12 protein-coding genes are annotated in these 13,567 nt (G+C 54.2%); 3 read left to right on the plus strand and 9 right to left on the minus strand.

What is annotated here, in order from left to right:
- Positions 1-4 precede the first annotated feature (4 nt).
- From ubiE to udp, 3 genes are all read right to left on the minus strand, one after another.
- Positions 5-760: a bifunctional demethylmenaquinone methyltransferase/2-methoxy-6-polyprenyl-1,4-benzoquinol methylase UbiE gene (ubiE, locus tag ACLJRS_RS21660; RefSeq protein ID WP_000229009.1), complete on the minus strand. Its 756-nt coding sequence runs from the start codon at positions 758-760 to the stop codon at positions 5-7.
- 95 nt (positions 761-855) lie between these two features.
- Entirely contained in the window at positions 856-2,286 is a 1,431-nt protein-coding gene (gene rmuC, locus ACLJRS_RS21665; RefSeq protein ID WP_000355562.1) for a DNA recombination protein RmuC, read from the minus strand.
- A gap of 139 nt (positions 2,287-2,425) precedes the next feature.
- Positions 2,426-3,187 carry a uridine phosphorylase gene (udp, locus tag ACLJRS_RS21670; RefSeq protein ID WP_000045169.1) on the minus strand — a complete coding sequence of 254 codons (762 nt, stop codon included), beginning with the start codon at positions 3,185-3,187 and terminating at the stop codon, positions 2,426-2,428.
- 258 nt (positions 3,188-3,445) lie between these two features.
- Here udp and ACLJRS_RS21675 point away from each other — a divergent pair, with 258 nt between their 5' ends.
- Positions 3,446-4,258: a dienelactone hydrolase family protein gene (locus ACLJRS_RS21675; protein WP_000213959.1), complete on the plus strand. Its 813-nt coding sequence runs from the start codon at positions 3,446-3,448 to the stop codon at positions 4,256-4,258.
- Between the two features lie 79 nt (positions 4,259-4,337).
- Here the strand turns inward: ACLJRS_RS21675 and ACLJRS_RS21680 are convergent, their stop codons facing one another.
- Together ACLJRS_RS21680 and metE are read right to left on the minus strand one after the other, a co-directional pair.
- Positions 4,338-5,681: an anaerobic sulfatase maturase gene (locus tag ACLJRS_RS21680; protein WP_000017950.1), complete on the minus strand. Its 1,344-nt coding sequence runs from the start codon at positions 5,679-5,681 to the stop codon at positions 4,338-4,340.
- A 323-nt stretch (positions 5,682-6,004) separates the two neighbouring features.
- Positions 6,005-8,269: a 5-methyltetrahydropteroyltriglutamate--homocysteine S-methyltransferase gene (gene metE / locus ACLJRS_RS21685; RefSeq protein ID WP_000154195.1), complete on the minus strand. Its 2,265-nt coding sequence runs from the start codon at positions 8,267-8,269 to the stop codon at positions 6,005-6,007.
- A 248-nt stretch (positions 8,270-8,517) separates the two neighbouring features.
- Here metE and metR point away from each other — a divergent pair, with 248 nt between their 5' ends.
- A complete protein-coding gene (gene metR, locus ACLJRS_RS21690) occupies positions 8,518-9,471 on the plus strand; it encodes an HTH-type transcriptional regulator MetR (protein WP_000569786.1) in 954 nt (317 codons plus the stop codon).
- On the opposite strand, the gene ACLJRS_RS21695 is transcribed toward metR, so the two are convergent.
- The 3 genes from ACLJRS_RS21695 to pldB form a co-directional block, all read right to left on the minus strand.
- Complete coding sequence (locus ACLJRS_RS21695; protein WP_001196257.1) at positions 9,359-10,258, minus strand: carboxylate/amino acid/amine transporter; 900 nt, start codon at positions 10,256-10,258, stop codon at positions 9,359-9,361. The genes metR and ACLJRS_RS21695 overlap by 113 nt on opposite strands.
- 80 nt (positions 10,259-10,338) lie before the next feature.
- Positions 10,339-11,139: a sugar/pyridoxal phosphate phosphatase YigL gene (yigL, locus tag ACLJRS_RS21700; protein WP_000285338.1), complete on the minus strand. Its 801-nt coding sequence runs from the start codon at positions 11,137-11,139 to the stop codon at positions 10,339-10,341.
- A 15-nt stretch (positions 11,140-11,154) separates the two neighbouring features.
- Entirely contained in the window at positions 11,155-12,171 is a 1,017-nt protein-coding gene (gene pldB / locus ACLJRS_RS21705) for a lysophospholipase L2 (RefSeq protein ID WP_000487685.1), read from the minus strand.
- A gap of 110 nt (positions 12,172-12,281) precedes the next feature.
- Between pldB and rhtB the strand changes: the two genes are divergently transcribed.
- Positions 12,282-12,902 (plus strand): homoserine/homoserine lactone efflux protein, encoded by a 621-nt coding sequence (gene rhtB, locus ACLJRS_RS21710; RefSeq protein ID WP_000142521.1) that lies wholly within the window; start codon positions 12,282-12,284, stop codon positions 12,900-12,902.
- Between the two features lie 39 nt (positions 12,903-12,941).
- Here the strand turns inward: rhtB and rhtC are convergent, their stop codons facing one another.
- On the minus strand, positions 12,942-13,562 hold the full coding sequence (gene rhtC / locus ACLJRS_RS21715) for a threonine export protein RhtC (protein ID WP_000980080.1): 621 nt from the start codon (positions 13,560-13,562) through the stop codon (positions 12,942-12,944).
- Positions 13,563-13,567 lie beyond the last annotated feature (5 nt).

Genomic DNA, 13,567 nt, shown 5'->3' on the forward strand with positions numbered 1-13,567 from the left:
CCTCCTAGAATTTATAACCACGGTGCAATGCCACAACACCCGCCGTCAGATTGTAATAATCCACGCTCTCAAATCCGGCGTCCTGCATCATGGCTTTTAAGGTATCCTGATCGGGATGCATACGGATGGATTCCGCGAGATACCGATAGCTATCCGCATCGTTTGCGACCATCGAGCCAATACGCGGTAAAATATGGAAAGAATAGGCGTCATACGCTTTACTCAGCGGCTCAATGATAGGCTTGGAAAATTCAAGCACCAGTAAACGTCCGCCGGGTTTCAACACACGGAACATTGACCGCAGCGCTTTTTCTTTTTCCGTTACATTGCGCAAACCAAACGAAATGGTAATGCAATCAAACGTATTATCAGGGAAAGGCAGAGCTTCGGCATTCGCCTGCACATACTCTACGTTGCCGATCACGCCGATATTGCGCAGCTTCTCACGCCCCATTTTGAGCATGGAATCATTAATATCCGCCAGGATAACTTTGCCAGTTTCCCCGACCATACGTGAAAATTTCGCGGTAAGATCGCCCGTCCCGCCCGCTAAATCGAGAACGGTTTGTCCACGACGCACGCCACTGCAATCAATGGTGAAGCGCTTCCACAAACGATGAATGCCAAATGACATTAAGTCATTCATCACATCGTACTTTGACGCCACAGAATGAAAAACGTGGGCCACCATGTCAGCTTTCTGCTCTTTAGCGACGGTCTGAAAGCCAAAGTGCGTCGTTTCTTGTGAATCTTCCACCATCTCAGTGCCTGCTTATCGATAAAAATGTTCAAGAAGTGTAACAGATTGGGCCAATTTGCCCTACTCTGCGCCAGGACTAAACTACTCCGTATGGGTTAACTTAACTGCTGCTTCACCCGTTCATCATTGGGATAATGTTCATCCTGCCGCCCTTCAGGGATCGATCGTAAACGATATTCTTCATCTTGCGTAACGGCCTGTTCCGCTAAATCCGGATTAATCTCGCGTTTGATTTCCACGCCTAGCCCCCGGAAGGCCTCCGCCTGCGCCAAAACGTTGCCACGCCCCGACGCAAGTTTTTTCATCGCCTGGCGGTAGTTATCCTGCGCTTTATCCAGACTCTGACCGATCGCTGACATATCATCAACGAACAACCGCATTTTATCGTAGAGCTTACTGGCTCTGTCTGCGATGTGCTGCGCATTGCGGCTCTGGTGTTCATAGCGCCACAGGTTGGCGATTGTCCGTAACGCCACCAGCAGCGTCGTGGGGCTTACCAGCATAATGTTATTTTTCAGCGCCTCGGTTATCAGTTCGGGCTGTTTATCTAACGCCAGCAGGAAAGCGGGTTCTACGGGGATAAACATCAGAACATAGTCCAGCGAGCGGAGGCCGGGAAGCTGCTGGTAGTCTTTACGCCCCAGTAAGCGAATATGATTGCGCACCGAGGCGATGTGCTCTTGTAAAGCGGCCTCGCGCGTATAGTCATCTTCAGCGTTAAAGTAACGCTCGTAGGCGACTAACGTCATTTTAGCGTCGATGACCACATCTTTGCCCTGCGGCAAGCGGACGATGACATCCGGCTGCATCCGCGAGCGCGCATCGTTCTCAATACTGACCTGGGTTTCGTATTCGTAGCCTTCACGCAGTCCGGATGCCTCCAGTACCCGCGCCAGCACAACTTCGCCCCAGTTTCCTTGCGCCTTATTGTCCCCTTTCAGGGCGCGCGTCAGGTTGATCGCTTCCTGCGCCATTTGCGCGTTAAGCTGCTGCAAATTACGAATTTCGTGCGCCAGCGTATGCCGCTCCTGCGCTTCTTTGCCAAAACTCTCCTGAACCTGGCGGCGAAAACCGTCCAGTTGCTCACGCAGCGGCGTCAGCAGGCTATTCAGGCTTTGTCGGTTTTGTTCGTCTACGCGACGATTACTGTGTTCAAAGATACGGTTCGCCAGATTTTCAAACTGCTCGCTTAAACGCTGTTCGCTGTTGATCATCTGACGGATTTTGTCTTCCGCGTGTTGTTGAGTCGCTTCCAGACGGGTCGTGACTTCACGCAGATCGGCTTCCAGAGAGGTATTAATACTGTGCAGGCTACGCAGTTCGTTATTAAGTAACTCGCATTCACTGCGCCAGTGCGCTTCTTGCGCTAATTGCTGCCGGGCCGCGCTAAGTTCGATATCCAGCTCACGCCGTTCTTCGATAAGATCGGCGCGGATTTGATCGGCGTGCGCTTTCGTCGCCAGCCAGCCAATCACCGCCCCAGCCGCCAGCGCCACGACGGCGCTTATCATAAGAGTAATATCCACAACACCTCTCCTGGAACCACACTGTCCTGCACAAAATAGAATTGTGCTGTATAAACGTCCAGTTTAAAAGGGATTTCCTGCGAGGCGCCACGCAAAAAGAAAAGGCCGAACGCGTCGGCCTTTGCAAAAGAGAGGAGAATTACAGCAGACGACGGGCCGCTTCCACGACGATTTTCACCGCGTGGCTTTCAGTTTGTTTCATCGTTTCCGCATTCGGAATCTCTTGTTGGGTACGGTTAACGATAACGCCCGCCACCATACCTGCGCGTAAACCCTGGCTTGCGCACATGGTTAACAGCGTAGCGGATTCCATTTCGTAGTTCATCACGCCCATCGCCTGCCACTCTTCCATAGAACCTTTGAAGCGACGCACAACGCGGCCAGAATAGGTGTCGTAACGTTCCTGACCCGGATAGAAAGTGTCGGAAGAGGCGGTTACGCCAACGTGAGTCGTGGCGCCAATCGATTTCGCGGCTTCAACCAGCGCAGTGGTGCAGGCAAAGTCGGCAACCGCCGGGAATTCCATCGGCGCAAAATGCAGGCTTGCCCCATCCAGACGTACGGATGCGGTCGTTACCAGAACGTCGCCGACGTTAATGTGCGGCTGAATAGCCCCCGTGGTGCCGATACGCAAGAAGGTACGAATACCCAGTTGCGCCAGTTCTTCCACGGCAATAGAGGTAGACGGGCCGCCGATACCGGTAGAGCAAACGATAACTGCTTTACCATCCAGCTCAGCGCGCCAGGAGGTGAATTCGCGGTGAGATGCCAGCTTAACCGGCTTATCCATCAGCGCGGCGATCTTTTCCACACGCTCAGGATCGCCAGGGACGATGGCGAGCTGGGCCCCTTGTAAATCGTTTTTGGTGAGGCCGAGATGAAAAACATCAGACTTGGACATATAAAACTCCTCTGTGAATCGGGTTTGTCAGAAGAAGCAAAAAGACACTTTACCTAAGGCATAAAGATATTTTCGTGACAGCCATCACTATGACGTAAAACAATTGCACTCGTTTACCATTAAAAAGTGATGTGCATCACAATAAATAATCAATATCGCCAGGCATTGCACAAAAGATAGCCGCTTTAAGGCAATGTGGTTTGTTACACACTGTCTATAGTTAAGATTGCGCTATTTTTTAAGGGTACGGAGAATACCATGACAACGACACATCCATCCGGCTTTGCACCTGCAGCTTCCCCACTTGCCCCTACGATGATTCATACGCCTGATGGGGCCATTAGCGCGGGGATAACGTCGATTCCCTCTCAGGGCGACGATATGCCAGCCTATTACGCCAGACCAAAGGCAAGCGACGGCGCATTGCCTGTGGTCATTGTGGTACAGGAAATTTTTGGCGTACATGAACACATTCGCGATATTTGCCGACGACTGGCGCTGGAAGGCTATCTCGCTATCGCGCCGGAGCTCTATTTCCGCGAAGGCGACCCCAATGATTTCGCCGATATACCCACATTATTGAGCGGGCTGGTGGCTAAAGTACCGGATTCGCAAGTTCTTGCCGACCTGGATCACGTCGCCAGTTGGGCTTCGCGCAACGGCGGGGATGCGCATAGGCTGATGATCACCGGTTTTTGTTGGGGAGGCCGAATTACCTGGCTGTACGCCGCGCACAACCCTCAGTTAAAAGCGGCGGTAGCGTGGTACGGCAAGCTGGTGGGCGACACGTCACTCAATTCGCCGAAGCATCCCGTTGACATCGCCACCGATCTTAACGCGCCGGTACTGGGTTTATACGGCGGGCAGGATACCAGTATTCCACAGGAGAGCGTGGAAACCATGCGTCAGGCGCTACGCGCCGCTAATGCGAAGGCGGAAATCGTGGTCTATCCCGATGCAGGGCACGCGTTTAATGCCGATTATCGTCCGGGCTACCACGAAGCCTCAGCGAAAGACGGCTGGCAAAGAATGTTGGAATGGTTCGCGCAGTACGGTGGGAAAAAAGGCTAACCACAGCGCATTACGATGTTTGTTGGGCCTACGAGACCGGAGTCGGTGTAGGCTCAACAAATCGTCATCGCCACGTTAGCTATGCTTTACCACAGCATTTTTTATATTTTTTGCCGCTGCCGCAGGGACAGAGATGGTTACGACTGACGGCTCCTGTGTCTTTACGCGCGTCCTGCGTCAGCCAGCGCATGATCGATGCCATCGGATAGCCTTGCGCCAGCAGCTCCCGCCAGACATTCATATACGGCGTAACGTGCTGGAAAAAATGTTTATAGCCCGCACACAAGTAATTATGCGCAGGATGACCGGACGGCGAGACGGCAAAGCGATGCTTCGGACAGCCGCCATGACACGCAAAGCGGTAGTCACAGCGACGACAATCGGCGGTCAGGGTCTCCCGCTTGGCCTCGCCAAACGCAATAGCCCGCTCGCTATTATTTAAGGTTTTGATGCTGTGCTGGTGGATATTCCCCAGCAGATGCTCCGGGTAGACAAAGTGGTCACAGTTGTAGAGATCGCCGTTCGACTCCAACGCGAAGGCATGTCCACAAGTCTCGGAATGTACACACAGTACCGGCTGCTGCGCCGTCCAGGCGGCTAACGCCACGTCAAACATCTGCACATAGACGCGGTCTACGTCGCGACGAACCCAGATATCAAAGATCTGGTTGAGAAATTCGCCATATTGCCACGACGGTACCGTCCATGGCGCCAGCGTCGCCGCGCTTTCGCCGGGCATCACCAGATTAAGTACCGATGAGTTATCGGTGCTCATTCGCTCCACCAGCGGGATAAACTGAATAAAACGCGATCCCGCCGCCAGAAGAAATTCGTAGACGTCTGCTGCATGACCGACGTTATGTTTTCCCACGACGGTTAAGGTATTAAAGTCGACATGGTGCGCTTTAAGCCGCGCCATGGCTGCGACGACCTGTTCATGAGTTCCTTTTCCAGCGCGATTAAGCCGATAGTGGTTGTGTAACGACGCCGGACCGTCGATAGAGAGACCGATGAGAAAATGCTGTTCAGCGAAAAAGCGCGCCCACTCGTCATTCACCAGGATGCCGTTCGTCTGCAACGCATGAGTGATTTTTCGCCCATCGCCGTACTTTTCACATAATGCGACAACCCGACGGAAAAACGGTAGTCCCATCATGGTCGGTTCGCCGCCCTGCCAGGCAAAGTCAATGCGGTCGCCACTCTGCGCGGCAATATGCTGGCGTATAAATTGTTCCAGCGTCTCGTCCGACATCCGCCAGTTTTTATTGCGTTCCGGGTACAGCGCCTCTTTTTCAAGATAGAAGCAATATGTGCAATCAATATTGCAGATCGCGCCGCCGGGTTTGGCCATTACGTGACAACCTGCTACCGCCATGTCAGACATCTCCGTTAAAAAATAAGGTTCACCAGCGCCATGAGACAATGCGACGTTTATCGTCGCCAGGGAACATAACAGAATGGAAAACCTCGTTTTGTGCTATGAGAGCGCTGGGCGATCATGACAGGAAAAACGATCTGCGAGGCAATAGCTGCTTCCAGGGACGCTATCCGCCTGGTTGTCATTCATACGGAGAACCTTTTTATTATCAAGATCGCCAAATAGCCAGATCCTGAAAAGGACAGCGCGGAAAATAAGAAAAAGGGAAATGAGAAGAAAGAGGCGCTGTTAATCAGGTCAGACACGGGCGCTACCCGTCAAAGGGTAGCGCCGCATTGCTGCCGGATAAACGCAGCGGCCAGGATGGGTTATTTCGCCTGACGCAGATTGTGCGCCGCTTTGACCATGTTCGCTAACGCCGCGCGGGTTTCCGGCCAACCGCGAGTTTTCAGACCGCAGTCCGGATTCACCCACAGGCGTTGTGCCGGAATACGCTGTGCCGCCTTCTTCAGCAGGGCTTCAATCCACTCGACGCTCGGCACGTTCGGCGAGTGAATATCGTACACGCCCGGCCCGATTTCGTTCGGGTAGTCGAACGCTTCGAACGACTCCAGCAACTCCATATCCGAGCGGGAGGTCTCAATGGTGATCACATCCGCGTCCAGCGCGGCGATCGAATCCATAATGTCGTTGAACTCGCAGTAACACATGTGGGTGTGGATCTGTGTTTCATCCTTCGCCACCGCCGCGTTGATGCGGAAGGCTTCCACACCCCATTCCAGATAGGCGTCCCAGTCGCTGCGACGCAGCGGTAGACCTTCGCGCAGCGCCGGTTCGTCAATCTGAATAATCCCAATCCCCGCCGCCTCCAGATCCGCGACTTCATCACGCAGCGCCAGCGCAATCTGTTTCGCAATCGTTTCGCGGGTCACGTCTTCGCGGGGGAATGACCAGCAAAGAATAGTCACCGGGCCGGTCAACATCCCTTTTACCGGCTTGTCGGTCAGCGACTGGGCATATTTCGCCCACTCCACGGTAATCGGTGCCGGACGGCTGATATCGCCAATCACTACCGGCGGTTTCACACAGCGGGAGCCATAGCTTTGCACCCAACCATTCTGGGTAAAGACGAAGCCGTCCAGATGCTCGCCGAAGTATTCCACCATGTCGTTTCGCTCGGCTTCGCCGTGTACCAGCACATCCAGCCCTAAACGCTCCTGCTCGATGATAGCCTGTTTGATATGTTCGGCGATGCCGGTGCGGTAGTTATTCGCGTCGAGGTTGCCCTTTTTGAAGTCCAGACGCAGGCCGCGAATTTCCGTGGTTTGCGGAAACGAACCGATAGTCGTCGTCGGCCAGGCGGGAAGTTTAAAGCGGGCGCGTTGCGCTTCAGCGCGCACCTCATACGGATTCTCACGCTGGCTGTCCTGCGCGGTGATCGCCGCCAGGCGTTTTTCTACCGCGGCATTATGTACGCGACGGGAGTGACGACGAGCCTGAATCGGTGCGCTCCATTCCTCAAGCGCCGCCGTTTCGCCGCTGTTCAGCGCATCGCGCAGCAACGCCAGTTCACCGCATTTTTGCAGCGCAAAGGCAAACCAGCTTTTAACTTCCGTATCCAGACGCGTTTCGACGCTGAGATCGATCGGGCTGTGCAGCAAAGAGCAGGAGGATGCTACCCACAGCGCGCGTTTGCCCACAAGGGCGTTAATCTGCGCGTATTTTTCGGTCAAATCGGCGCGCCAGACATTACGCCCGTTAATCAAGCCTGCGGAAAGCAGCCAGTCGACCGGCAGACGTTGATGCAGTTCCGCTACATCATCTTTGCCATGAATGAGGTCAACATGTAGCCCCTGTACCGGTAGCGCGATAATAGTGTCCAGGTTTGGCGTCACGCCTTCAAAATAGGTCGTCAGCAACAGCTTCACCTGGCCGGCGAGCGCGTCGTAAGCCGGTTTGAAGGCATCCAGCCACGCCTGCGGCAGTTCCAGCACCAGTGCTGGCTCATCAATTTGGACCCACTCAATACCACGTTTTGCCAGTTCAGCCAGTACGTGCTGATACACCGGCAAAATGTCTTTCAGCAACGTCAGGCGGTCAAACGGCTCGCCTTTCACTTTACCCAGCCACAGATACGTGACAGGCCCCAGCAGTACGGGTTTGATCTTATGCCCCAGCGCCAGCGCTTCGTCCACTTCCTCCAGCAATTGTGTCCAGGTGAGTCTGAACTGCTGGCCTTTGCTGAACTCCGGTACTATGTAGTGATAGTTAGTATTAAACCATTTGGTCATTTCCGCTGCCGCCGCCGGTTCGCCGGTTGGCGCGCGACCGCGGCCAATGCGGAACAGAGTGTCGATGTCCACGGAACCGTCGTTGTTCTGATGACGAGCCGGCACATTGCCTAACAGCAGGCTGGTGGTCAGAACATGGTCGTACCAGGCAAAGTCGCCTACCGGTAACAGGTCAATACCCGCTTGTTTCTGCTGCTCCCAGTGACGCGCGCGCAGTTCGCGCCCCACCGCCAGTAACGCTTCACGCGTTGTGTTCCCCGCCCAGTAGCTCTCTTGCGCTTTTTTCAACTCGCGACGCAGGCCAACGCGAGGAAAACCGAGGGTATGAGTCAATATTGTCATTTTACTTCCTCTCTTATTTTATTGAATCTGAAAGTAAAACTCTAAATAGTTCGGCTTGCAGGAAGGCGGCGACACAGCGCATCCCCAGGAGCTTACTGAAGTAAGTGACTGGGGTAAGCAAGGAAGCCAACGCATCTGCAAGTCGAAATATGACGAGTTTTAGACGTCTGGATGTTTACACATCCATAATGTAAAGGTACTGTATATTCCTCAAGCGCAATTTGTTCATGGCGAAGTGAAGGACTTTCATGATCGAAATTAAACATCTGAAAACACTCCAGGCATTGCGGAATAGTGGATCGCTGGCTGCCGCGGCGGCGGTGCTGCACCAGACCCAATCCGCTCTGTCTCATCAGTTCAGCGATCTGGAACAACGCCTTGGCTTCCGCCTGTTCGTGCGTAAAAGCCAGCCGCTGCGCTTTACGCCGCAGGGGGAAGTTCTGCTGCAACTGGCAAACCAGGTGCTGCCGCAAATCAGCCGTGCGCTGCAGGCGTGCAACGAACCGCAGCAAACTCGTCTGCGCATCGCTATTGAATGTCATAGCTGTATTCAGTGGCTGACCCCGGCGCTGGAAAACTTCCGTGCAAGCTGGCCGCAGGTAGAAATGGATTTCACATCCGGCGTCACTTTTGATCCGCAACCGGCCTTGCAACAAGGCGAGCTGGATTTGGTGATGACGTCGGATATTTTGCCGCGCAGCGGGCTGCATTATTCGCCGATGTTTGATTTTGAAGTCCGACTGGTGCTGGCGCCCGACCATCCGCTGGCCAGCAAAACGCAGATTACGCCGGAAGATTTAGCCAGCGAAACGCTGTTGATTTACCCGGTGCAGCGCAGCCGACTGGATGTCTGGCGACATTTCCTGCAACCGGCGGGTATCAGTCCGCTGCTGAAAAGCGTGGATAATACGCTACTGCTGATTCAGATGGTGGCGGCCAGAATGGGTATTGCCGCCCTGCCGCACTGGGTGGTGGAAAGCGTTGAGCGCCAGGGTCTGGTGGTGACCAAAACCCTGGGTGATGGTCTGTGGAGCCGCCTGTATGCCGCCGTGCGCGACGGCGACCAGCGTCAGGCGGTGACCGAGGCGTTTATTCGCTCGACGCGGGATCACGCCTGCGATCATCTGCCGTTTGTGCGGAGCGCGGAGCGACCCATTTTCGATGCACCCACAGCGAAGCCAGGATCACAGCCGCGCCTGTAATAAAGCTTGGCCAGTGGGGCTGCTGATGCCAGATGGCAAGATTAACCAGCAGTCCTGCGGGAACATGCATATTATTCATGATACCCAGCGTCCCGGCGTCTACCTGGGTAGCGCCATAGTTCCACATAAAGTAGCCAATGCCGGACGCCACCACGCCGAGAAACACCAGAATGCTCCATTGCAGCGTGGTTTCCGGCAGCTTTTGCGCGTTCCCCAACAGCGACCACGCCACCGCCGCCACCAAAAACGCTCCCAGATAGAACCACGCAAAGGCGTTGTGCTGCGGCATGGGACGGGTCTCCATCAGACGTTTATACCCCACCATTCCGATAGCGAAACTGATATTAGAAAGCTGCACCAGGAGCAAACCGACCCAAAAATGGTCGGTCACGCGATCGTAGCGAATAATCCCGGCGCCAATCACCGCCAGCAACGCGCTAAATGCATAGCCCCAGCGCAAACGACGCTGACTCATCACATCGTAAATCAGCGTGATATAGAGCGGCGTCAGAACGGTAAACAGCAGCAGTTCGGATACGGTCAGGTAGAGGTAAGCATGGAAGCTCAACATATACATGATGCCAAGCTGCATCGCCCCCACCAGCATATACAGGCTGATGGTTTTTAGGTTGTGTCCGCGAGTACGCAAAAACGGCAGAAAAACGAGCGCCGCCAGCCCAACGCGTATCAGCACCGCGAAATAGCTATCGACATGCCCGGCAAGATACTCGCCAAATAGACTAAAGGAGAAAGCCCACAGGATAGTGGTAATGATGAGTAGCGCCACAATGGATGTCTCTTAAAACAGGGAGCACCCATTGTAGCGGAGAGTGAAGTTGACAACTGGTCAACTAACAAACAATCACATCAGCGTAAGAAAAGATCGCGCAGGTAATGCGGCACGGCGTTATCCGCGTTGATGCCGATCACCTCAAGTTCGGGATACAGGTCTTTCAGACGCTGGTGCGCATTGCCCATGATGCAGCCTTTGCCCGCCATCGTGAGCATTTCAGCGTCGTTCATTCCGTCGCCAAAGGCGATACACTCTTTCAGACTGTACCCCATTGCCTGAGCGACCGCTTCCAGCGCATGACCTTTCGACACTCCGCCCGCCATCACTTCCAGACAGGTTAGCGTAGAGAAGCTCACGTTTACCCGATCGCCCCAGCGCGCGTTAATCGCCTGCTCCAGCGGCAACAACTTTTCATGAGTGTCGCTGGTGAAAAACACTTTGCTGACGCCCTCCGGCTCCAGCAGCGCAGGCTCAAACAACGAGTAGTTAAATACCGCCTCTTTGAAAAAACGCATTTCATCGGGGCGATGACGATTCATAAACCATTCGTCGTCGCGATAAACGTTAGTCACGATGTCCGGGTTCGCATTCACCACGCCGAACAGGTCGCTGGCAATGTCGCTGTCCAGATTATGCGTAAAAACCAAATTCCCGTCGGTATCGTGCACTCGCGCGCCGTTGGAGGTGATCATGTAAGACTTGATTTCAAGATTATCGCGGATTTGCCCTACATCGACATGATGACGACCAGTGGCAAAGACAAAATGGATGCCGCGTGCGGTCAACAGCTTCAGAGTCTCTTTGGCATAAGGGGACAACGTATGGTCGGGGGAGAGCAGCGTGCCATCTAAATCAGACGCAACAACCTGATACATAATAAAATTTAACCTCTAAGCAAAGCGATTTCCGCTGGATAAATTAGGCTTGTTGAAAAATTCAACAATGGCGTTAAGCGCGACTGAGCGCATGGCGTCCTTTTCAAAAAGGATCTCATGGTACGCGCCTTTGATAACCAGCGGTTTTCCCCCTTCACAAGGGTATCCCGCCGCGGCGCGAATTTCACAAAAACGATCGTGGGTGCGGTTATCCACTACCCGCTCTTCTTCCGCCTGAATCAGTAGCGTAGGCGTCGTGTCATCGCTCGCCCCGGCCAGAACCTGCTCACCCGCCAGAATGCCTTCGCGTACCCAATGCCAGGTGGGGCCGCCAACGCGCAGCTGCGGCTCGTCGGCATAAAATCGTAAGTTGCGCTGATAACGCTGGCGGCTGTGGGTCAGCGCATTCATCCCAAACGGCAACGCCCGCCACTGACCGGTACCAATAGCGTAATCTTCACGGATACGCTGGTGCCCCTCGGCCCAGTCGAGAATATGGCGCACCATAAAGGAAGGCAAGCGTATCACAATACCAAACATCGGCGCGGTGAGCGCAATAGCGTCGCACCGCACACGATGGCGTTGCAGGAACAGGGTGGCTATCGCGCCCCCCATTGAGTGCGCCAGGATATAACGCTTACGCCACGGCCCCGGCTCAATTTCCTGCTGCCAGAACGCCGCTAAGTCCTCAACATAATCGTTAAAATGATCAACGTGGCCCCGATGCGGGTCCGATAACATCCGCCCGGAGCGCCCTTGACCACGGTGGTCGATGATGAAGATATCAAAACCGAGATGAAAAAGGTCATACGCCAGTTCAGCGTATTTTACATAACTCTCAATGCGGCCAGGACAAATGACGATCGTCCGATCGTTGGAATCATTTCGAAAACGGACAAAGCGCACCGGAATGTTACCCACGCCGATAAACTCCGCCTCTTCCCGCTGACGCCAGAAATCGGTCAGCGGCCCCATAGCAAAAGCGGCAAACGCATTTTCTCTTGTTTCCCAGTCATTTTGCTGCTGAAACATCGGGTTTTCGGCCTCGTTTACCAGGTAAAATCGTTTTTTGCGTCGTGCCTGACACAACACAGCGGCAGTAGCGTATTGTGGCACAAAAACAGACAACCAGGGAGTTTCGCATGACCTTTGAATGGTGGTTCGCCTATCTACTGACCTCAACTCTGCTGAGTCTTTCTCCGGGTTCAGGCGCCATCAATACCATGACGACGTCTATCAACCATGGATATCGTGGCGCAGCGGCTTCTATCGCCGGACTCCAGACCGGACTGGGGATACATATCGTACTGGTGGGCGTCGGACTGGGTACGCTCTTTTCGCGCTCGCTCATCGCTTTTGAAATCCTGAAATGGGCTGGCGCGGCTTATCTTATCTGGCTGGGTATCCAGCAATGGCGCGCCGCAGGCGCTATCGATCTGCATACTCTCGCCCAGACGCAATCGCGGGGTCGGCTGTTCAAACGCGCGGTCTTTGTCAATCTAACCAATCCCAAAAGCATTGTCTTTCTTGCCGCCCTGTTTCCGCAATTCATCATGCCGCAGCAACCGCAACTGGCGCAGTACCTCATTCTCGGCGTCACCACGATTGTGGTGGATATGATTGTGATGACCGGTTACGCCACACTGGCGCAGCGCATTGCCGCCTGGATTAAAGGACCAAAGCAGATGAAGGCGCTGAATAAAGCGTTTGGTTCGTTGTTTATGCTGGTAGGCGCGCTCCTGGCGTCGGCAAGACACGCGTGATAGTCGTGCCGGATGATGTTTATCCGGCCCGGAGGTAAATTAACGCGAAATAATCAGGTGAATACCAAAGCCCGCAAACAGAGCGCCGGCAAAGCCATCAATCCATTTCGCCAGACGCTGATAGCCGCGGCGCATTTTCGGCAGCGCGAACAGGCTGGCGACTACGGTAAACCAGGCCAGCGTTTCCAGGGTAATTAACGCGAAAATACCCCAGCGCGCCGCAGCGCCGACGTTATCGCCGACAAACAGTGAAAAAACGGAACCAAAATAGATAATCGCTTTCGGATTCGACAGATTGGTCAGCAGCCCTTTGAGAAAACTGCGCCCGCTCTGCGCCAGTTCAATGTGCGGAGAAGACGCCGCCGCATCCTGTTTTTTCAGCGCGCCGCGCAGCATCTGATAGCCCATCCAGCACAGGTACAGGCCGCCGCCTACCATAATGATCGTATGCAGCCAGGCCATTTTTTCGATGATGAGATGCAGGCCAAGCAGCGCCACGCCCGCCCATACCATCACGCCGCAAGTAATGCCCAGTACGCCCATCATCGCTTCTTTACGCGAACGGCTGACAGCAGTTTGAGACACGAAGAAAAAGTCGGGGCCGGGGCTCATTAGCGCAACGATGTGCACCATTGCCACGGTGAAAAATAGCATCATCATAAAAA

The sequence above is a fragment of the Salmonella sp. SAL00670 genome, from assembly GCF_046552235.1.
GTDB lineage: Bacteria > Pseudomonadota > Gammaproteobacteria > Enterobacterales > Enterobacteriaceae > Salmonella > Salmonella enterica.

Bases quoted from the DNA above. Each gene is read 5' to 3' on its own strand.
- metE (WP_000154195.1), bottom strand. From the start codon at position 8,269: ATGACAATATTGACTCATACCCTCGGTTTTCCTCGCGTTGGCCTGCGT.
- ubiE (WP_000229009.1), bottom strand. From the start codon at position 760: ATGGTGGAAGATTCACAAGAAACGACGCACTTTGGCTTTCAGACCGTC.
- rhtC (WP_000980080.1), bottom strand. From the start codon at position 13,562: ATGATGATGCTATTTTTCACCGTGGCAATGGTGCACATCGTTGCGCTA.
- metR (WP_000569786.1), top strand. From the start codon at position 8,518: ATGATCGAAATTAAACATCTGAAAACACTCCAGGCATTGCGGAATAGT.
- yigL (WP_000285338.1), bottom strand. From the start codon at position 11,139: ATGTATCAGGTTGTTGCGTCTGATTTAGATGGCACGCTGCTCTCCCCC.
- udp (WP_000045169.1), bottom strand. From the start codon at position 3,187: ATGTCCAAGTCTGATGTTTTTCATCTCGGCCTCACCAAAAACGATTTA.
- pldB (WP_000487685.1), bottom strand. From the start codon at position 12,171: ATGTTTCAGCAGCAAAATGACTGGGAAACAAGAGAAAATGCGTTTGCC.
- rhtB (WP_000142521.1), top strand. From the start codon at position 12,282: ATGACCTTTGAATGGTGGTTCGCCTATCTACTGACCTCAACTCTGCTG.
- ACLJRS_RS21675 (WP_000213959.1), top strand. From the start codon at position 3,446: ATGACAACGACACATCCATCCGGCTTTGCACCTGCAGCTTCCCCACTT.